Below are 19,671 nucleotides of genomic sequence, written 5' to 3' on the forward strand. Positions count from 1 at the left end.
CCTGCTCACGCATCAATGACCGGTCGCCATACGCCGATTGGTACACTCAGGCCGACGCGTACCAGGCGTTGACTGTCGACCCCGTCCCGGCCGGCGTGGGCAACCTCCCGGAGTTCCGGGCGGACTGCCAGTACAGCCACCGGCTTCCGGACGACCCGATCGTCGCCCCCGGTCTCCCGGGCGCCTCCCACATGCACTCCTTCGTCGGGAACAAGGCCGTCGACGCCGACACCGTTGCCGGGGACCTGACGAAGTTCACCGCCACCTCCTGCAAGCCGGTCCAGGACCACTCCGCCTACTGGGTGCCCACGCTCTACGACAACGCGACCGGCAAGCCGGTCGAGACCACGGGTTTCCGGGTCTACTACCGGTCGCTGGCGAAGAACTCGACAGGTCAGATGCCCATGCCCAACGGCCTGCGGATGATCTCCGGTGACGCCAAGAAGAAGAAGCCCACGCCGCGCGGCGCGACCGGCCAGTTCTACTGCGCCTTCTACGGCCCCGGTGACCTCGACGGCATCGCCCGCAGCACCAACGGCAACTGGCCCATCTGCGGCGGGGACGCGACCCTGCACTTCATGATGCAGTTCCCCGACTGCTGGGACGGCAAGCACCTGGACAGCCCCAACCACAAGGACCACGTGGCGTACGGCAGCGGCAACGGTTGCCCGAGCAGCCACCCGGTGCGGATCCCGGCGATCACCTTCGACATCCAGTACCCGGCGAAGGGCACTCCGGCGGGCTACTACCTCTCCTCCGACAAGGAGGGGAAGAGCGCCTCCTCCATGCACGGCGACGCGTTCGTGATGTGGGACGTCAACACCATGAACAAGCGCACCAAGAACTGTGTCCTGCAGCGCCGGACGTGCGACAACTACGGCTACCAGAAATAGCCGGGGCCAGGCCCGTGTCGGCCTGGCCCCGGGGTTTCGGGTGGGTCAGCTACGCAGCGTCCACTGCTGGTTCGGGCCACCGTTGCAGGCCCAAAGGATGATCTTCGTGCCGTTGGCGGTGGCGGCGCCGTTGGCGTCGAGGCAGAGCCCCGACTGGACGTTCGTGACGGTGCCGTTGGTGTTGACGTTCCACTGCTGGTTCGTGCCGCCGTGGCAGTCCCAGATAATGACCTGGGTGCCGTTGGCAGTGCCGTTCCCGGAGGCGTCCAGGCACTTGTTGCCGTACACCATCAGCTGCTTGCTGCTGGTGTGGGTCCACCGCTGGTTGGTGCCGCTGCCGCAGTCGTAGAGCTGCGCCTGGGTGCCGTTGGTGGTCGACGAGTTGGGCACCTCGACGCAGCGGCCGGACTGACCGCCCACGAGCTGCCCCTGCCCCGTACCGCTGCCGCCGCCCTGCTGCTGGCGGACGATCGATGTCGATTCCGCCGACCGGTTGCCCTGGGCGTCGACGACGTAGAGCCGGTACTCACCCTGGGTCGCCGGCACGGCGATGGTGGTGGCGTTGCCGGCGGCCCTGGTCATCGTCGCCCCGGCGGTGAAGCTGGTCGTGCCGGACGGAGCCAGCCAGACCGACCTGGTGGCGTCGCCGGTGCTCCGGATCGGAATCGACGCCGTGGCGCTGGTGACGAACGTGCTGGCCGGCAGCACGTAGTTCGGCGAGGAGAAGGTGCTCGCCGGAACGATGTCCCGGTAGGCGTCCTCAAGGCCGGAGTTCGCCGCGATGCTGTAGGCCGCCGCCGGCCAGACATAGTCGGAGGAGACGAGGATGTCCGCGACGGTGCTGTTCGGCAGGTTCTTGTTCGAGACCTTGTTGATCGGTCCGTAGATCTGCGTGATGCTCAGGTCGTGCTTCCGGCCGAAGTCGTCGGAATTGATCATCCAGGTGACGTTCTTGTCGATGCTCAGGACGTTGTCCCGGAAGGTGATGAACGCCGACCCCTCGTCCGGGTGCAGGCCGTACTTGTGACCGGAGGGCACGCCCTGCAGATAGTTGTTGGTGATCGTCGTCCCCGGCTGGCTGCCCAGCGTGTAGATGGGCGCCGTGTCACTGAGACGCTGCACCGTGTCAATGATGTGGTTGTAACTGATCGTGTTGTTCCGCGCCGTCGTGGTGGGTCGGTTGGGCGCGATCGAGCCCGACGATCCGTCGAAGTTCCACCAGCCCCAACCCAGCGTGATGCCTGACCACGGGGTCTTCTCGATCCGGTTGCGCTGAATCGTCAGGGTGTCGACGAAGTACGCCGAGATCGGGCTGTGCCCGTTGAACAGAACGGCGCTGTCGTAGATGTAGTTGTTCTTGATGTCGATGTTCTTCGGCAGCCCCTCGACCTGCGGGAGGTACTTCTCCCGGTTGGTCGACGTGCCGTCGCCGATGTAGACGTGCTGGGGATGGCCGACATTGATGGCCGACCCCGCGATGTCGTTGGTGGTATTCCCGATCAACTGGGTGCCCTGCACGTCGTTGACCATGCTGATCCCGTCGGCGCCGGTGTGCTCGATCCGGTTGCGTTGCAACAGGAGGCCGTCGGCGTTCTGGATCTGGATGATGCCGGGGCTGACGTCCACGTTGCGGTAGTAGTAGACGTGGAAGTTGCCCTTCGCGTACGCCTGCGCGCCGAGGTTGCCCTGCTGCGCCTGCTTGTAGGACGAACCGGCGACGTTGAACAGGTTCCAGTCCGAGTGCCGCACCGTCAGACCGGAGAACGTGATGTTGCGGGCGTGGCTGGTCGTCGAGGTGCCCGCGACCCGCAGCACGGTGGTCACGTTGTTCGGCGCGTAGACCGTCGCGGTGGACATGTTCTCGGCGCTGGCCTTGTAGTAGTAGACCGTCTTCGCGCCCTTGTCGTAGTAGAACTCACCGGGCGCGTCCAGGAACTCGTACGCGTTCATGAGCTTGTGGGTGCCGCCGACCTGGGCGTTGCCGTTGAAGGCCCCCTGGGCGATGGCCGCGCCCGGCTGCTGGAACAGGGCGACCCGGCTCCCGCCGTCGGTGGTCACCTGCCGGACGCCCACGATGGCAGTGGTCCAGGTCGTGCCCGTCTCGATCTCGATGTCGTCCTGGTTGCGCGCGATGGCGGGGAAGTCGTTCGTGTTGTACCTGGCGCCGTCGCACTGCGACCCCGACTCCCAGGCCCAGGCGGCCTGGCCGGCCGTGATGGTGTACGTCCCGTAGCACCCGCCCGAGCTGACCGTCTTCGTCGCCATGACAGCGCGCTTGTCGTTGACGTAGAGCGCCCGCAGCTTGTTGGCGCGGTCCAGCGGCGCCTTCCAGATGTTGCCGCTGTGCTGGGTCCAACCGGTCACCTGGACGCCGCCGTCGAGGATCGGCTTCTCGTTGGCGTACGCGCCGTAGATGACCCGGTAACCGTTGGTGCCGGAGTCACTCTGACCGAATTCGACAGTGCTGCTGATCGGATAACTTCCACCGCGCAGAAACACGTTGATGTCGCCGGTCATGTTCGTATTCACCGTACGGACGACGTCCCGCGCGCGTTGCAAGGTCCGGAACGGGGACTGGAGAGTGCCCGCGTTCGCGTCGTTGCCGTCGGGGGCGACGTAGTAGGTGGCCTGTACCGCGGCCGCGGCCGGTGTTTGGTCGCTCAGCACGGCCGGCAGCGTGGCGGCAACGAGGGCCGCCACCGCCAGCAACGACGTTCGAGCGGTGGACACGTTTGACCTCACGTACGGTTCCTCTCATTTGCCGTCGACAGGGGGCCCCGTGCGTATCGAGCGACGAGTACGGAAACAGCGACACCACTAAGGAGCGGTGGGGCTTGTCACCCGACCGCACTCTCTTGTTAATCGCTACGAAATCTTCCCGAAGCGTAGGTCACACGTGTGATGAATGCAACCATGAATCGTAGTACATCTATGCGTTAATGCTAACTTTTCGGGCGTATCACCCTTCATCGCTTGAGACAGCTGATTGATCATCCGATGAATCCGCACTGACGACGATGCTGCGCCGGTCCGACGCGCGGGCCGGGGGTCGGGGCGTGCCATCCGCCCCGACCCCCGGACCTCCGGTCACCTGATCGAGAAGTCCGCCAGTCGCAGCGCGGAGTCGAACACCAGGTACACGTCGTGGTTGCCGGCCACCCGGGCCAACTCGGCGCTGGTGCTCACGTACCGGTAGTCGTCACCGGTGCTGGGCACCGTGGCCGTGCCCAGCAGCCGTCCGGTCGGCGAGCCCAGCCGGACCTGGATCGCGCCGGCGCCAGCGCCGGCCTTGGCGACCGTCGCGGTGAAGGTGCGCGCGTCAGGGCGCAGGGCGGAACCCGCGAAGGAGATCCACTGCCCGGCCTCGGTGGCGCCGACGGCCGTACCCCTGACCTTCGTCTCGTCGACCAGCCGGACCCCCGCGTACCTGTCGAAGTTCTCCGCCCGGGTCGGCCGGGACAGGTCACGCACCGGGATCGTCTCCCCGCGCACGCGCACCGCGGCCCGGGCCCGGATGTCTCCGGCGGACGCCCCGACCATCAGGTCGTAGGTGGACGACTCGACCACCCACCGACTACGGGTGACGTCCCAGTGCGCCAGGTCGGCGGCGGGCACCCGCAGCGTCACGGTCCGGGTCTGCCCGGGCCTGAGCTCCACCCGCTCGAACGCCTTGAGCTGCTGGATCGGGGTCCTGTCGCGGGAGGTGCGTTGATGGGTGTAGAGCTGCACCACCTCGGAGCCCGCCCGAGCGCCGACGTTCGTCACGTCCACGCTGACCCGCACTGTGCCGTCGGCCGCGACCGACTGGGCGGCGGTACGCAGTTCGCCGTACCGGAAGCGGGTGTACGACAGTCCGTGGCCGAACGGGTAGAGCGGTTTCGCGTTGCTGTAGAGGTACGTCTGCCCGGACGTGATGATGTCGTACTCCAGCAGGTCCGGTGGCAGTTGCCGGTCGGAGCGGTACCAGGTCTGGGTGAGCCGGCCGGACGGGTTGCGGTCGCCGAAGAGGACGTCGGCGATCGCGTGCCCGGTCTCGGCGCCCGCGTGAGTGGTCCACACCACGGCGGGCACGTGCTCCTGCTCCCAGTTGATGGTGACCGGGTAGCTGGTCTGGAGCACCAGCACCGTCCGTGGGTTGGCCTTGGTCACGGCCTTGACCAGCGCCTCCTGACCGGCACTCAGAGCCGTGGAGGACCTGTCGTGCGCCTCGCGCCCGTTGATGAACGGGTTGCTGCCGACCACCAGCACGGCGGTGTCGGCCGCCCGGGCCGCCGCCACTGCCCGGTCGATGCCACTGCTGACCAGCTCACGACTGAAGTGGGTCGCGTCGTCGGGAGTGGACGCGCCGAGCTTGAGCGCGCCGTCGTCGCCGACCGTCACGTACTTCTCGGCGGCGAACCAGCTCTCCTTGGTCTCGTAGCCGACGTAGCGCAGCACCACAGTGCCGTCGGCCTGCGGCTCCAGCTTGAACTGCTGCTGCACGTACCAGCCGTTCGGCTGCTCGTCGCGGGTGACGAACGGCCCCCAGTTGTAGCCGAGGTAGCGGCCGTTGGCGGCGTTGCGCAACGTCACCACGTCCTGGCCCCAGTCGACCACGTCGAACTGGGCGGCGAGTGACGCCGTCTCGCCGCTGGCGGCGACCGGGTCGGCATCGGTGGTGCCGGTGGCCGTGACGTACCGGCCGGTCGCCGGGTCCTTCAACGCGATCCGGTCCGCACCGTCGAGCCCATCGACGCTGGCGGCGGCACCCAGCCGTTCACGGATGCCGTCCAGCGCCGTCACCTGGTACGGCAGGTCCCCGCCGTACCAGTCGGAATAGAGGGTGTCGGCCAGCGGACCGAGCACGGCGACCTTGCGGTTCCGGGCCGGGTCCAGCGGCAGCGCCTGCCGGGAGTTCTTCAGCAGCACCATGGCCTCACCGGCGGCCTGCCGGGCAAGTCGCTGGTGTTGCGGACTGTTGATGACGTCCGGGGTGATGCTCCCGTACCGGCCGCTGCCCGGGTCGAACTCGCCCAGTCGGAACCGGATGTTCAGGATGTCCCGGATCCGGGCATCGATGTCCCGTTCGGTGATCAGACCGCTCGCCAACGCCTGTTTGATGGCGGTGACGGTCGGTTGGGCGTTGGTGTCGTCGGTGATGAAGCTGCTGAGGCCGGCCTTGATGATCGCCGCGTTGGCCTCCGCCTGGGTGGGGTAGTACTTCTGGGAGTTGACGAGGTTGTTCGGTGCCCAGGCGTCCGTGACGTGCATCAGGGACTGGTCGGTCCAGCCGCGTACCACGGTGTCCAGGTCCGGGTCGACGGTCGCGGGACGTCCGTTGACCAGGTTGTACGCGGCCATCATCCCGGTCGCCGCGTCGGCGGCGATGGCCGGCTTGAAGGCAGCGCGGTCGTACTCGTTGAGCACCCGCGGTGGCACGTTGGACGAGGTGACGTCCCGCCGGACCTCGTTGTTGTAGGCCAGGTAGTGCTTCAGGGTCGGGGCGCTCTTCAGGTGGTCCGGGTCGCCGCCGGTCATGCCCGAGCCGTACGCGGTCGAGATCGCGCCGGTGAGCATCGGATCCTCCGAGTAGCCCTCCTCGTTGCGGCCCCACCGGGGGTCGCGCAGCAGGTTGACCACCGGCGCCCAGAGGTTGAGCCCCCACACCCGGGGGTTCTGCGCGTGGTAGCCGCGCGCCTCGTCGCCGACGGCGGAACCCACCCGCTGGACCAGGTCGGTGTTCCAGGTGCTCGCCATGCCCACCGGCTGCGGAAAGACCGTGCCGCGGGCCTTCACCACCGCGCCGTTGTTGTCGATGTCGGTCGACCAGGCGACCCCGTGCAGCGCCTCGGTGCCGGTCTTGAACAGGCCGATGCCCAGTCGGGGTACGGCCGGCTGGTACTGGTGCAGCCAGGAGATCTTCTCGTCCAGTGTGAGACGGCCGAGCAGGTCGTCGACCCGGGCGTCCACAGGTAGGTGGGGATCTCGGAACGGGTAACTCGGTTCGGCGAGCGCGGTGCCGGGAACGGCGGGTAGGGCCAGCAGGGCGAGCGCGAGCGCGGTGATTCCGCGCCGAAGGCGCCACTTCCGCATGCGGTTCTCCTCATGTCGTACGACAGGCGCGATTCAGCGCCAAGACCGGCTTGGCCAGGCTCGACACCCGGCTGACGGGCCTGAACGACGAATCATCGAAACGCTTCGACGACCCCACCGCGGCACCACGGTCAGGAAGGTGCGCGATTCGCGCAACTATAGGTGGGCATCTATTGGTGGACAAGGCCGAACCGAGGCCGGACAAGAGCGCGGTGATGCGCAACGAGGTAGACCAGGTCCATCCAGGTATCTACAATCCTCGCTGTTAACGCTCACACTCGTCCCAGTGTTGAGGCAGGAGAGATCTATGCGAACGAGGGCAAGATGGCTCGCGACACTCGCCGCGCTCGGCGTCGTGGTCGCCAGTGTGCTGACCCCGACAGGCCCGGCCAGCGCGGAGTCCAACGGCGGGGTACGGGTGATGCCGCTCGGCGACTCCATCACCGAGGGCACCCAGGTGCCCGGCGGATACCGCATCGGGCTCTGGCAGCGACTGGTCAACGGCCGGTATACGGTGGACTTCGTCGGGTCGCAGTTCAACGGGCCGGCCAGCCTGGGTGACCACGACCACCAGGGGCATCCGGGCTGGCGCATCGACCAGATCGACGCGAACATCGTCGGCTGGCTCAACACCCAACGGCCGCAGACCGTCCTGCTGCACATCGGCACCAACGACATTTTGCAGAACTACAACGTGAGCAGCGCACCGAACCGCCTCTCCACGCTGATCGACCGCATCACCACCACCGCGCCCACCGCAGAGGTGTTCGTGGCGCAGCTCATCCCGATCTCCAACAGCAACCAGGGAGCCGCCGTCCGCACCTTCAACGCGGCGATCCCGGGCATCGTGCAGAGCAAGGTAAACGCCGGCAAGCGGGTGCACCTGGTCGACATGAACAGCGCCCTCACCACCTCCGACCTGATCGACGGCGTACACCCCACGGCCGGTGGCTACGACAAGATGGCCGCCCGCTGGTACAGCGCCCTACAGTCGGTGCCCGGCAGCATCGGCAACCCGGGCAGCGGCGGCGGGCAGACCACCGCCATCGTGGGCACCCGGTCCGGCCGGTGCGTCGACGTCCCCGGGGCGTCCACCACCAACGGCCTCCAGATGCAGTTGTGGGACTGTCACGGCGGCACGAACCAACAGTGGACCTACACGAGCGCCAAGGCACTGACGGTGTACGGCAACAAGTGCCTCGACGCCGCCGGCTACGGCACCTCTCCGGGGACCCTGGTCACCATCTACGACTGTCACGGCGGCACCAACCAGCAGTGGAACGTCAACGCGAACGGCACCATCACCGGAGTGCAGTCCGGCCTCTGCTTGGACCCCGTGAACCAGGGCACCGCCAACGGCACCAAGCTCGTCCTCTGGACCTGCACCGGTCAGACCAACCAGCAGTGGAGCCGCCGATAGCCGAGGGTCGAGTCGCGGTCCCCCTGCCTGCCAACGGCGACGGCACCATCGACGCAGTGCGAGCACGCCGGTAGCGTTACGGATCGTCACTACCGACGATCTGAGGTTGTGGGGTAGTTGTGGCTTCCGACCTGGCATCCGGGCTGCGTTTCGCCGCGCAGCCGGTCGTCAGCGTGTTCGTCCCTGGCACTCCCGTCGTGTCGCCGAACTTCGTGTTCGGCGGCACGACGCCAGCCGAGGTGCGGACGTACTCACTCGAACAGGACGATCCCCCGGGCTCCTTCCCGTACGCTCGCGTCACCGAGTTCGACCTCGTCTTCGACGTACTGCCGGCCGACCTCGGCCACTACCTCGAGGACTGCCTGAAAGCCGCCTGTTCGGCGAGCGCAAGTGTGGTGTGGATGGCCTTCGAAGGGTCCTTCCACTTCGACCACATCCTGACCGAGGCGATCGCGCCGCAGGTCTACGGCATCTGCGCACCGCGTGACGATCCGGTCGTCGTGCCTGACCTGGAAACCCTAAGACGCCGCATTGGCGGTCGGTGGTGGCGTCGTACCGGAGTCGGCTCTAGATCGGGTGCACCCGTCCAGGGTCGACACCTGGGCGGATCAGCGCGGTTTCAGCGCCCTTTCAGGCTGCTCAATACGTTCGCGGCATGACAATGAAACGTTCCACGCGCACGAGGCGCGGGACTGCCGTGGTGGCGATGATCGCCGTCACCGCGGCAAGCGCGCTGTTCGGCGAACCCGCGTCGGCCGATCCCGTCCCCGTCCCCATCCCGCAGGCAGCGCTCACCGATCGGGCCTTCGGCCAGGTCGCCGAGATCCACATCCAGGGCGCCGACCGGATCAAGGCCGTCGTGCTGTCGGCCGAATTCGTGCAGTGGCACCGGCTGCACCCGGACGCCACCACCGAACAGGCGCAGACCCACCTGACGGCGCGCAAGCAGACGCTCGACAGCTCGCTGACCGCCTACGACCACCTGGTGCCCGAGCAGGACCTGCTGCTCAGGTCCGTCGACATCCTGCTCGGCACCCCCGGCGGCGACACCCGGACCTCACCGGAGATCACCGGCCTGGTCGGGGCGGTCATCGGCAAGACGGTCGAGCCGTGGGACACCCGCGAGGAACTCGCCTCCGGCGCACTGCGTACCGCCCAGTGGTTGCGCGGTCGTGACGACGCCCTCGCCGCTGTGTGGTCCGCGGTCCGCCAGGCGGCGACCGCCAACGCACCGGTCGCCAGCGCGTGGAACGCCGTACTCGGTGCGCCCTTCGGGGTGGACGTGACACATACCTACGAGCAGCTCACGCAGGATCCCGGGCTGGCCCCCGTGAACCTCGGGGCGATCCTCGCCCTACAGGGCGACTCGGCGGCGTACGTCGCGGCGGCCAAGCAGAAGCTCGCCTCCCTGCACGCCCAACTGCTCGGCCTGAGCGTGGAGATCCGTCTCGAGATCGGCGAGAACAACAGCAAGTGCCCACCGGAGGGGCCACCCAGCGCCGAGTGCACCGCGGCGGCCAAGAAGGCCGCCGAGGACCGGGACAAGGCACGGCAGCAGACGATCTCCGACGTCAAGGCCGGGCTGGGCATGGTGTCCACCCTCATCGGGTTCGCCGACCCCGACGCCGGCAAGAAGGCCAAGGTGATCGGCGAGGCGGTTCTCACCACGATCAGCGCCATCTCCACGTACGCCGCGGCGATCACCGGCCGGGGCTTGGCGGGCTCGGTCTTCAGCACCGCGACGTTGGCGATGACCGGCAACATCTTCGGCGCCGTGATGTCGATCGTCGGGCTCTTCGGCGGCAGCGCGCCGTCGCTGGATGCGCAGATCCTCGCCCAGGTCAAGGCACTGCGCGACGAGGTCCGGGCTCTCGGCGACGAGATGCGGGCCAGCTTCGCGCGGGTCGAGGCGCAGATCAACACGGTGTACGCGAACATGATGGCCCAGTTCGACAAGCTGAACGCGGCCATCGCCGGCAACACCGCGCAGCTCACCCTCGTCCAGCAGCAGGTCGCCCAGCTCGGGCTGCGACTGGAGGACATCGCCGCCACCGTCCTGGCCGCGATCGGCGACGCCACCCTGCACGACGCCCGCGCCGACATCAACAAGTACATCGGCTACCAGGAGAACTTCGGCCAACCGATCCCCACGTACGGCGAGTTCGTCGGCCCGGAGAACGAGTTCCACCTGACCGCCACGCAGCTGGCCAGCGGTGCCGCCTTCGTGGTGCCGAAGACCGACGCCGACAACCCGGCACTCGACCCGACCACCGTCCTGAACAGCTTCGGCGAGGCCCGGTCGATCAACTACCTGGCTCGGGTGGCCGGCGGGCGCGACCCGTCGATGGTCGAACCGGCGACCCCGGTCGGCAACCCGACGGTCTGGAACCTCGGCGCGCAGGCGTACTCCATGCTGATGCTCCAGAACCCGACGTACGCCGCCCAGGTCAGCGCCAGCCGCGCGGCACAGATCGAGGCGGAGGGCACCCGCATCGCCGACCTCGCGGCCAGCTTCGGCCGGCCGGTCGACGGCGACGCCAACAGCCTGATCACCGGGCTGATCGACGAGTACGTCGGCGCCACCAACGAGTTGTCGGCCGCGCTGAGGACGTTCCGGACCAACGAGGTCCAGGTGCGCTGGGAGCCCGACGCCAACGGCGTGCAGGTCAAGACGCCGAAGAACTACGACCTGTTCTGGGACACGGACAAGCAGCTCGCCCCGGCACCGGCGAAGGCCGACGAGGCGACAGTGCCGTCGTGCGACGGCACTCGGCAGATCGACCGACCCAGCAACGTCCGCTACGACCTGATGTCGAACGTCGTACGGACGCTTCAGTACGCGTACACGCCACGCCACGACGAGCCGCCGGCCGGCGTACGGGAGTTGCCCGAGGTGGGCCACTGTTACACGCCGAGCTGGGTCTACACCCGCACGACGGGCTACGGCACCGGGGTGATCCGGCACTACGGCAAGCTGCGGTTGCAGATCCACAGCCGGTTCCGGCTGAACTCGACGCTGCCCTGGCAGAACTCGCGGACGGCCGACTTCACCTGGCCCGACGAGCAGGTCTACCAGGTCGACTGCGAGCTGTTCAACTGTGACAGCGAGACAAGCCCGGAACAGGCGCTGACCCAGAAGTGGCCGTCCGGGCGGTACACCTTCGCGAGCGCGGCGACGGCCGTGCCCAACACAGCACTGGACACCTCGCTGACGCCGACACTGCGCGGTTTCCTCCAAGCTCGGCAGAAGTCGATGTACAACCGGGTCCGGGACCTGAGCACACAGGTCAGCGGGCCGGTGCCCGCCGCGCTGAAGAAGATGAACACGGCGGCGCGGCTGCTCCAGGCGTACACCCGGTTGGGTCTGCCCAACGCCCTCGACTCGGACGACGTGCTGTCCGCGAACCTGTTCGGGCAGTACCAGATCCCGGTGAACATGCCGACCGACGCCAAGATCGGCAATGCGTACGCGAAGGCCAGCGGGAACTACACGCTCTGCGGGCCCGCACCGTGCTCGCTCGACCCCAGCCGCCCGCTGCGCGACCAGGTCAGCCTCAAGCTGCCCTGCGAGCCCGCTGTCGACTCGTCGAACCTGCCCGGTGACCCACTCGGCGACTGCCTGGTCACCAGCGCGCGGTCCCGTGCGACGGCGCTGACCCAGCGGTACGAGATCTGGGCAGACCAGATGACTGCCGGCCTGCACCGCGAGCGGGTGCCGTGGTTGAACGACACCCTCACCGGTCTACGCATCACCACGCGACTGACCCACACCAACTGAGACGAGGCGGTGCCGGTGCCTTCGGGCGCCGGCACCGCTTTGTGTGTGAGGTTCAGTGGGGTTCCAGGTTCAGTGGCGTTCCAGGCCGCGCAGGATCAGCAGGCGGGTGGACCCCATGCCGAAATGGTCGACCTCGCCCGAGATGCCGGCGACCGCGTGCAGGACGGGCTCGACGTCGATCCCGCGATCGCGCGCCCACTCGCACAACTCCCAGATCTCCATGAGGTCGTCGCGTGGGTCCGCATACTGGTCCCGGGCGGAGATGTGGACCAACCGTCGACGAAACTCGGCGGCGGCCGAGGGGAACTCACCGCGGAGACCGACCCCCCAGCTGAAAGCTCGATGGGCGCGGAAGATTCCCCGGACCTCGTCCCTGGCCGCCTCGTCACCGGATTCGTAGATGTCCAGCAGAGCGGTCAAAGCCGCTGCCGCCTCGACTGCCACCCCGGCTTCCTCAGCGGGCGGCGCGGCGGCCGACAACTTCGTTTGCCAGTCCGGATCCGTCAGGTCCACCGGACGATCAGCGATGTCCCGGAGAAGGGCGTCGATGACGGCGACGTCCTCCCGAATCGCGACGAGATTCATACCGGGAAATTTATCCGCCCCTCTCGCGGAATGACTGCGTCCTGAGGTAGTGCCTGCCCCACCAGCGACATTCCTGCTCACCGGCTGTCACCTGGATCTACCGCTTCGTAGGGTCGGAAAGGGGGGAGCCATCAAGTTCGATGTCATTTTCGTTACGGGGGTAGTCGCGTGAAGTTCTCCATCAAAGACCCGCCAGTCGTGAATGAAGGATCGCCCGGGACGGGCTCCCGGATCGCGGACGTCGATGCGCTGCGCGCCGTGGCGCTGCTCCTCATCCTCATTGTCAACATCGCCTTCTTCAGCTCCGGCTACTCCTTTCATCTGGTTCCGGATCCCGCTTACGACTCGTGGGGCGACCAGACGGTCCGGTGGCTGGTCGAGCTGCTCTTCGCGATGAAGGCGTACCTGCTCTTCTCCTTCCTGTTCGGCTACAGCTTCACGCTCCAACTCGACTCCGCGGCGCGGCGGGGCGTCGACTTCGCTCCCCGGTTCCGGCGACGGCTGGCCGGGCTCTTCGTGCTCGGCATCCTGCACGCGGTGCTGCTGTTCCAGGGCGACATCCTGGCCACGTACGCATTGCTCGGCCTGGTCCTGCTCGCCATGCGACGAGTCGCCGTTGGCACCGCCGTGCGCGCCGCCGTACTGCTGACCAGCGGGATCGGTTTCGTCGTCGCGCTCGCCGCCGTCGGCGGGGCCCAACTGGTCACCGATCCGGCGACGGCGCTCGCGGCGGGGCAACGGTCCACCGAGGCACTACAGGGCGGCATCGGGTCGGTGATCGCCGAGCACGTACGCCAACTGCCGGCGATGGTCGGCACTCTCCTCGTGCAGGGGCCGCTCGCCTTCTCGGCCTTCCTCTTCGGTTACGCGGCCGGGCGACGCCGGCTGCTCACCGACGTCGCCGGAAACCGGCAGCTCCTGCGCCGGGTGCAGCAGCTGGGCTATCCGATCGGTTTGGCCGGTGCGGTGATCTTCGCCGCCGGTGGGGGCACCGCCAACCTGACCGGGCTGGCGGCGGGCGTACTCACCGCGCCACTGCTCGCGGCCGCGTACGCCGCCACCCTTCTCCAGTTCTTCCAGACCAACCGGGGACGGCGGGTAGTCGCCGTAGTCGCGCCGGCCGGACGGATGTCCCTGTCGAACTACCTGGGTCAGTCGCTGCTCTGTGTGCTGGTCTTCACCGGCGTCGGACTGGGCCTCGCCGGCACCGCCGCACCTGCTGTCGTCCTCCTCATCGCGGTCGCCATCTACGGTGCGCAGCTCGCCGCGAGCGCGGCGTGGATGGCCCGGTTCCGGTACGGACCGGTGGAGTGGCTGTTGCGGGCCTGGACCGAGCAGCGGTGGCCACGGATCCGCGCCGCCGACCCGGTCTGACGGTCCCGCCCGCGCCGGGTTCCCCTGATGCCGCCGGCACAGGACCAGCAGAACATTCCGACACCAGTCGCCGGCTGAGCTGCTCTACGGGGGCGCGACGTTCGGTAGCAGGTCGTCGTCGCGTCCGCTCTGGGGTAGCCCAGCCGCAGCGGCGATGGCCTCGACGGCCTCGTCCAGTCCGGTGGTCTCGGGTAGGACGAGTTCGTCGGGCCAGCCCAGGACGTCATGGGCGGCGTACCAGCCGCTCATCTGGTCGGCGGTGAACTCACTGACCTGCGGGCGGGTGAGGTGCCGGCGCAGGGTCTCGGGCAGCGACACGTCGAGGTAGCAGAACAGTGACCGGCCGCGGTGGTCGTCCCGCAGGGAGGTCAGCATGCTGCGGTAGCGGCTGGTGTGCAGGATGCCCTCCAGCACGACGTGGTAGCCGTGGTCGAGGGCGAACCGCACGGTCTGCCCGATCAACGCCGGTGCCGCACCGCCGGGCTTGTCCCGCTCGCGCAGCACGATGCGGCGCAGATAGTCCTGCTCGACCAGGGCGCAGCCCCGGCCGTGTCGGCGTCGTAGCTCGCGGGCGATGCTGCTCTTGCCGGAGCCGGAGTTGCCCCGGATACAGGCGAGGATCGTGTCCGGGCTGCCAGTGGATTCAGCGCGCACGATGCCTCCTCGGCTTCAGTCGTTACCAATGGTGAGGTCGAGAGCAGCGACGGCCAACTGGGTGAGGTCAGGAAGTTGGTCCTCGCTGAGGGTGACGCCGCGCAGGTTGTCCAGCGGCGTCTTGAGGCCCTGGAGTCGGCTGCCTCTCAGGTCGGTGCCGTCGAGCTGGCAGGAGTTCAACTCCAGCCCGGTGAGCTCACACGACCGCAGCGCGATGCGAGGTAGTCGGCAGGACGACCACGCGCCGTTGGTGAGAGTGCAGTCGGTGAAGGCGACCGAGCCGGCGGCGGTGACGCGGTGGAAGGTGGCGTAGTCGAAGCGGCAGCCGTCGAACAGGACGTCCTTGAGGCGTATGTCGGTGAGTCTGGTGCCGGTGAACCGGGAGCCGGTGATGGCGCAGCGTTCGATGGTCATGCCGATCAGGGTCGCGCCTGAGAAGTCGGTGCGAATGATCTCGCAGCCGTAGAGGCTGCCGCCTTCCCAGGTGCTCTCGCTCAGGTCCACGCCGGTGATCAGGCTGCTGCGGATGCTTGCGTCCTCAAGGTGCGCGCCACGCCACGCCGCGCCCCCGACGAGGGCCTCGGTGAGGCCGTCGGCAAGGTTCGTCGTGGTGTCGAGGTCGTCCGGTTCGAGGTCCGGCAGCAGGACCTTCACGTCGCCGATCGTGGTGGTACGCATATGTCCTCAACCTGTGCGGGCGCGGGGTAGGCACGCCACCCCGCGCGTTCCCGTGGTGCGGGCTACTTCTTCTTGTTCCAGTTGTCCCAGCCGGGTCGGCTGTCGAACTTACCCTTGTTAGCCCAGGCGGGGCGGTTGTCGAACTTCGCCGCGTCGATCGACGTTACCGACCGCTCAGGGTCGACGCCGAGGCGAGCGAGTTGCTCGGGTGCGGCCTTGACGAGAGTCGCGAGAGCATTGGTCATGGTGCTCCTCCTTAAGGGGTGAGGTGGTCCGCGGCGGCGCGGACGAGGGCCTGTCGGGTGGTCCGGCAGTAGGTCGTCTCTCGGGCGGCGAATGTCGCGTGCTCGAAGTAGCGGTTGCCGGCTTGGGCGCCACGGCAGAAGTCGTAGAAGGCGCAGTGGTCGGCGCAGTCGTTGAGGGCCGTGACGAACTCGGCGACGTAGTCCAAGTCGCCGGCGTCGGCAAGCAGGGCAGTGATGGGCTGTCGAAGAACGTCGCCGGCGATGAAGTCGCCGTATCGTGGCTCGGTGATGCCGAGCAGCTCCGGTGACAGCAGCACCACCTGCCCATCCCAGGAGACCGTCGGGATCGGCTCGTACGGGGCGTGGTCGACGTGTCCGGCGCGGGCGGCGGCGAGATAGTCGGCCAACCGGTCCACGTCGCGGATCCGCAGCGGACTGCCGCCGATGCGACGTTCGATAAGGCGCTGCCAGAACCGGTACGCGGCGTCCTCCGACACCGGTGCCCGGTCGGCGCCCTCCTGCTCTTCGATGTTGAAGCCCACCGACTCGCAGCCGGGCAGGCCGTTGAAGAAGTCGACAAGGGCGTCCGCGTGGTCGATGGTTTCCGGGGTGACCACACAGATCACCGAGTACCCCAGCCCCGCGTCGGCCAGCGTGTGCATGCCGCGCAGGGTCCGGGTGTCCGTCGGGTTGCCGGCCCGGTCGAGGCGGTTCCGGTTCAACGCGCCCGGTCCGTCGATGCTGACCCCGACCTCGAACCCGTAAGCGGTGAACAGCTCGCACCACTGTCGGTTGATCAGCGTCGCGTTCGTCTGGATCTCGTGACGCACCAGTCGCGCGCGCCGCAGCTCCTCGAACGGGGCCAGTAGATCCCGGAACAGCCCGATAGGTGTGGCGGTGGGTTCGCCCCCGTGCCACACGACGCTCACCGGATGTCTGCTGTTCTGCTGGGCTATCGACTCGGCGCAGGCCTGCGCGACCGCGCCGCTCATCAGGCGCAAGGATCTCCGGTCGGGCAGGTAGCAGTAGGTGCAGTCGAGGTTGCAGAAGCTCGTCGGCTGCACGACCAGGGTGTGGAAGCTGCCGGCCACCGCCGGCTGGCCGGTGACGTTGATGAGACCGATGCCGTTCACGAGGAAGCCTCCTCGATGCTGGCGGCCGTGGTGGTACTGACGCGGTAGGCGTGGGTGTGGCGGGCGGGCCAGCCGAGGAACCTGTCAAACATGTCGGCGGCGCTGCCCGTGACGCTCGGGTTGAGCCGATGCAGGTCGTCGATCGCGTCGTGCAGGCAGCCGGCCAGGTAGAGGAACAGGCTCACCGGCACTTCTCGGTACTCGGCCAGGAGCGCGAGCTTCGCTGCGCCGCAGGGCCACGGCTGCCCGCATCGGCGGCACAGCCACAGCGGGCGCATCGGCAGATGTTCCACCTCGGCTGGCGCGAGCCGGTTCGCCGCGAGACGGCGCTGCGGCCCGGTCACCGGAGGCCGCCCTCGCGGACCTGCTGCTCGAACAGCCGACGCCACACGAAGGTGAGCAGCGGCGGATCAGCGGGGCGCACCTGCCCCTGCGAGGACGTCCACCTGGGCTCGGGGCGCCGGAACTGGCTGGCCACCGCGTTACCCGAGACGTACACCGTCATGCCGCCACCCCCGCCAGGGACGATGAGCGGCGGGCTCGCCGGGGGAATGGCGAGCCCGCCGCCGCACCACGGCGGCTGGGAGCAGACCGCCGATCGCCCACCCGCGCAGCCCTCATGGCGGTACGCAGGCGGGGAAATCGCCGAGACAGTTCGCTCTCGGACGGGCCGGGCCAGCGGTCCAAGCCGTGGTGTGGTGTACCGCTCATCGATCCCTCCATCTGCAGCTCCCTGTCAGTCATCCCGACACCGGCATCGACACGCGCCGGTGATCCGAGGTGAACTGAACGTAGGGGAGCCCTCTTCGGAGGACCGGGAAAATCCGCACCGGGTCCAGCGGCCTTCAGCGGGCAGAGTGATGGTGTGCGAGGGATGACGGACGACATGACGATCGGCCAGCGCGTCGCCTTCTACCGGCGTCGGCGAGGGCTCTCCCAGGAGGTGCTGGCCGGTCTGGTCGGCAAGACGCAGGAGTGGTTACGCAAGGTCGAGACGAACCGGGCCGACCTGGACCGGCTGTCGGTCATACGCGCGATCGCCAAAGCCCTCGACGTGTCCCTCGGCGACCTGATCGGTGCACCGAGCCTGTTCGAGTGGTCGGACGACTCAGGGCGCGAGACCATCCCGGCTTTGCGGGCCGCGCTTCACGACTATCGTCACCTCGCGCCAGCGCTAGCCAGCACCGGGGACGTCGAGGCACCCTCCCTGTGCGAAATCGAAAACGACGTCGCCGAGATCTGGACCGCCTACCAGCACTCGCGGTACGGCACCCTCGCCCGCCGGCTGCCCTACCTCATCCACGACTGCCTCACCGCCACCGAGGCGTACGACGGAGATGATGGCCAGCGCGCGCACGCGATGACCGCCTATGCCCATCAGCTCGCCGCGTTGTTCCTCACCAAGCTCGGCGAAGGTGACCTCGCGTGGACCGCCGCCAGCCGAGGGTTGGCCGCCGCCAACGCCAGCCACGACCACGTCGTCATCGGCTCGCTCAGCCGCTCCGCCGCGCACTCACTGGCGTCCATCGGCGAATATGCGCAGGCTCGTGGCCTCGCAGCCACGGCAGCGCAGTTCCTGGAAGCACGGCTCGCCAAACCCACTCCGCAGCTGCTGTCGGTCTACGGCAGCCTGCACCTCGTCTGCGCGCTGGCCGCCGCCCGGAACGACGACCGCGCCTCGGCCGTCACCCACATCACTGAGGCCGATGCCACCGCGCAGCGGCTCGGTGCCGATGGCAACCACGTCTGGACCGCGTTCGGGCCGACCAACGTGTCGATCCACAAGACGACAGTGGCGATGGAACTCGGCGACGTGCAGCGCGCCATCGCCATCGGCGCCACACTCGACACCAGCACCGTGCCCGTCGAGCGGCAGGTTCGGCATGCCATCGAAACCGCCCGAGCCCTTGCCCGGTGGAACCGCATCGACGACGCGCTCGCCGCGCTCCTTAACGCAGAGATCATTGGTGCTGACCAGGTGCGCTACCACCAGCTTTCCCGCGACCTTGTTCGGGATATCCTCACGCGCCCCCGGCCACCCCGACTGGCCGTCGAACTCAGCGATCGGATGGGTGTCCGGTCGAGAGGGCCGCGCTGGTAACCGAGCTCAGATCAGTCGGCTCGTGTAGCCAGCCGCCACCAGGCGCTCGAACGCCGTCCGTACCTCGTCCGGCATCTCCTGCGCGATCGCGAAGCCGCGCTCGGCGTACACCTCGATCCGCTGCGTGTCGCCGACCAGCATGTCCACCACCCGCTGCGGGTCACCGATGCTGGCCACGTAGTCGTCTAGTTCGAGCGGGTTCGACGCGCAGACCACATCGACCTCCGGCCACATCAACCTGCAGGTAGCGTAGGCCCGACGCTGTTGGTAGGGCCGCGACATGATCAGTACCGACTGCACCGGGATCCGGTGTTCGGTCAGGAGCTGAAGCGAGTACTCCAGGTTCTGGGCGGTGTTCGTGGCACGCGGCTCCACGAGAATCGCTTCCGCGGGTACACCATGCTCAATGGCGTACTCGCGGTAGTGCACTGCTTCTCCACGCGGGAACCGCTCGACGGTCGTCGGGGCGTTCGCGCCGGTGAACACGATCCACGGGAACAGACTCTCGTGGTACAGGCGCGTCGCGATTACGGCCACGCCGAGGTCATGACTACCCAACCCGATTCCCACGTCGCACGAGCGCAACTCGTGACGCATATCGTGGTAGCGCCAGAGCGTCTCCACGTCCGCCCGGATAGCGTCGGGCTGTCGCTGACCGGCCCGGACGGTTGCGTACGCCCCGGCGCGGACGGGTGGACCGAGGTGCGGGTCCGCGCGGCCGGCGACTACACGATCTCC

Annotated in this window: 16 protein-coding genes; 6 read left to right on the top strand and 10 right to left on the bottom strand. The window is 68.0% G+C overall.

Features of this window, described 5'->3' with window-relative positions:
* The coding region (locus ACWCO3_RS14855; RefSeq protein WP_450010361.1) for a DUF1996 domain-containing protein at positions 1-893 on the top strand (893 nt) is incomplete at its 5' end.
* Between the two features lie 45 nt (positions 894-938).
* Here the strand turns inward: ACWCO3_RS14855 and ACWCO3_RS14860 are convergent.
* Both ACWCO3_RS14860 and ACWCO3_RS14865 read right to left on the bottom strand, forming a co-directional pair.
* A complete protein-coding gene (locus ACWCO3_RS14860; RefSeq protein WP_450010363.1) occupies positions 939-3,635 on the bottom strand; it encodes an RICIN domain-containing protein in 2,697 nt (898 codons plus the stop codon).
* Between the two features lie 345 nt (positions 3,636-3,980).
* Entirely contained in the window at positions 3,981-6,965 is a 2,985-nt protein-coding gene (locus tag ACWCO3_RS14865) for a glycoside hydrolase family 3 C-terminal domain-containing protein (RefSeq protein ID WP_450010365.1), read from the bottom strand.
* Positions 6,966-7,272: 307 nt separating this feature from the next.
* Between ACWCO3_RS14865 and ACWCO3_RS14870 the strand changes: the two genes are divergently transcribed.
* The 3 genes from ACWCO3_RS14870 to ACWCO3_RS14880 all read left to right on the top strand — a co-directional run bounded on the left by ACWCO3_RS14870 (position 7,273) and on the right by ACWCO3_RS14880 (position 12,163).
* Positions 7,273-8,385, top strand: a complete 1,113-nt coding sequence (locus ACWCO3_RS14870) for a ricin-type beta-trefoil lectin domain protein (RefSeq protein ID WP_357933379.1) — start codon at positions 7,273-7,275, stop codon at positions 8,383-8,385.
* A 119-nt stretch (positions 8,386-8,504) separates the two neighbouring features.
* Positions 8,505-9,044: a hypothetical protein gene (locus tag ACWCO3_RS14875; RefSeq protein ID WP_450010368.1), complete on the top strand. Its 540-nt coding sequence runs from the start codon at positions 8,505-8,507 to the stop codon at positions 9,042-9,044.
* A 47-nt stretch (positions 9,045-9,091) separates the two neighbouring features.
* Positions 9,092-12,163 (top strand): hypothetical protein, encoded by a 3,072-nt coding sequence (locus ACWCO3_RS14880; RefSeq protein ID WP_450010370.1) that lies wholly within the window; start codon positions 9,092-9,094, stop codon positions 12,161-12,163.
* Between the two features lie 69 nt (positions 12,164-12,232).
* Here the strand turns inward: ACWCO3_RS14880 and ACWCO3_RS14885 are convergent, their stop codons facing one another.
* Positions 12,233-12,748 carry a hypothetical protein gene (locus ACWCO3_RS14885; RefSeq protein ID WP_450010372.1) on the bottom strand — a complete coding sequence of 172 codons (516 nt, stop codon included), beginning with the start codon at positions 12,746-12,748 and terminating at the stop codon, positions 12,233-12,235.
* Between the two features lie 198 nt (positions 12,749-12,946).
* Between ACWCO3_RS14885 and ACWCO3_RS14890 the strand changes: the two genes are divergently transcribed.
* Positions 12,947-14,122 carry a DUF418 domain-containing protein gene (locus ACWCO3_RS14890; protein WP_450010374.1) on the top strand — a complete coding sequence of 392 codons (1,176 nt, stop codon included), beginning with the start codon at positions 12,947-12,949 and terminating at the stop codon, positions 14,120-14,122.
* A gap of 84 nt (positions 14,123-14,206) precedes the next feature.
* On the opposite strand, the gene ACWCO3_RS14895 is transcribed toward ACWCO3_RS14890, so the two are convergent.
* From ACWCO3_RS14895 to amcA (ACWCO3_RS14920), 6 genes are all read right to left on the bottom strand, one after another.
* The gene (locus tag ACWCO3_RS14895; RefSeq protein WP_145785222.1) at positions 14,207-14,776 is read right to left on the bottom strand and encodes a kinase; all 570 of its coding nucleotides are present in this window, start codon (positions 14,774-14,776) and stop codon (positions 14,207-14,209) included.
* A 15-nt stretch (positions 14,777-14,791) separates the two neighbouring features.
* Entirely contained in the window at positions 14,792-15,454 is a 663-nt protein-coding gene (locus ACWCO3_RS14900) for a pentapeptide repeat-containing protein (protein ID WP_145785223.1), read from the bottom strand.
* A gap of 62 nt (positions 15,455-15,516) precedes the next feature.
* Complete coding sequence (amcA, locus tag ACWCO3_RS14905) at positions 15,517-15,699, bottom strand: multiple cyclophane-containing RiPP AmcA (protein ID WP_145785224.1); 183 nt, start codon at positions 15,697-15,699, stop codon at positions 15,517-15,519.
* Between the two features lie 11 nt (positions 15,700-15,710).
* Positions 15,711-16,832 (bottom strand): cyclophane-forming radical SAM peptide maturase AmcB, encoded by a 1,122-nt coding sequence (gene amcB, locus ACWCO3_RS14910; RefSeq protein WP_450010377.1) that lies wholly within the window; start codon positions 16,830-16,832, stop codon positions 15,711-15,713.
* The gene (locus ACWCO3_RS14915; protein ID WP_145785226.1) at positions 16,829-17,176 is read right to left on the bottom strand and encodes a hypothetical protein; all 348 of its coding nucleotides are present in this window, start codon (positions 17,174-17,176) and stop codon (positions 16,829-16,831) included. Before ACWCO3_RS14915 ends, amcB begins: the two co-directional genes overlap by 4 nt.
* Positions 17,173-17,337, bottom strand: a complete 165-nt coding sequence (amcA, locus tag ACWCO3_RS14920) for a multiple cyclophane-containing RiPP AmcA (RefSeq protein WP_167524916.1) — start codon at positions 17,335-17,337, stop codon at positions 17,173-17,175. The genes ACWCO3_RS14915 and amcA (ACWCO3_RS14920) overlap by 4 nt, the downstream gene beginning before the upstream one ends.
* 369 nt (positions 17,338-17,706) lie before the next feature.
* Between amcA (ACWCO3_RS14920) and ACWCO3_RS14925 the strand changes: the two genes are divergently transcribed.
* A complete protein-coding gene (locus tag ACWCO3_RS14925; protein WP_450010379.1) occupies positions 17,707-18,933 on the top strand; it encodes a helix-turn-helix domain-containing protein in 1,227 nt (408 codons plus the stop codon).
* A 6-nt stretch (positions 18,934-18,939) separates the two neighbouring features.
* Here the strand turns inward: ACWCO3_RS14925 and ACWCO3_RS14930 are convergent, their stop codons facing one another.
* On the bottom strand, positions 18,940-19,557 hold the full coding sequence (locus tag ACWCO3_RS14930) for a YdcF family protein (protein WP_450010381.1): 618 nt from the start codon (positions 19,555-19,557) through the stop codon (positions 18,940-18,942).
* Between the last annotated feature and the right edge of the window lie 114 nt (positions 19,558-19,671).

It is taken from the genome of Micromonospora sp. NPDC002411 (assembly GCF_053592955.1).

Coding starts and splice junctions, on each gene's coding strand:
- ACWCO3_RS14885 (WP_450010372.1), bottom strand. CDS start 12,748: ATGAATCTCGTCGCGATTCGGGAGGACGTCGCCGTCATCGACGCCCTT.
- ACWCO3_RS14870 (WP_357933379.1), top strand. CDS start 7,273: ATGCGAACGAGGGCAAGATGGCTCGCGACACTCGCCGCGCTCGGCGTC.
- ACWCO3_RS14900 (WP_145785223.1), bottom strand. CDS start 15,454: ATGCGTACCACCACGATCGGCGACGTGAAGGTCCTGCTGCCGGACCTC.
- ACWCO3_RS14865 (WP_450010365.1), bottom strand. CDS start 6,965: ATGCGGAAGTGGCGCCTTCGGCGCGGAATCACCGCGCTCGCGCTCGCC.
- amcA (WP_167524916.1), bottom strand. CDS start 17,337: ATGACGGTGTACGTCTCGGGTAACGCGGTGGCCAGCCAGTTCCGGCGC.
- amcA (WP_145785224.1), bottom strand. CDS start 15,699: ATGACCAATGCTCTCGCGACTCTCGTCAAGGCCGCACCCGAGCAACTC.
- ACWCO3_RS14880 (WP_450010370.1), top strand. CDS start 9,092: ATGATCGCCGTCACCGCGGCAAGCGCGCTGTTCGGCGAACCCGCGTCG.
- ACWCO3_RS14925 (WP_450010379.1), top strand. CDS start 17,707: ATGACGGACGACATGACGATCGGCCAGCGCGTCGCCTTCTACCGGCGT.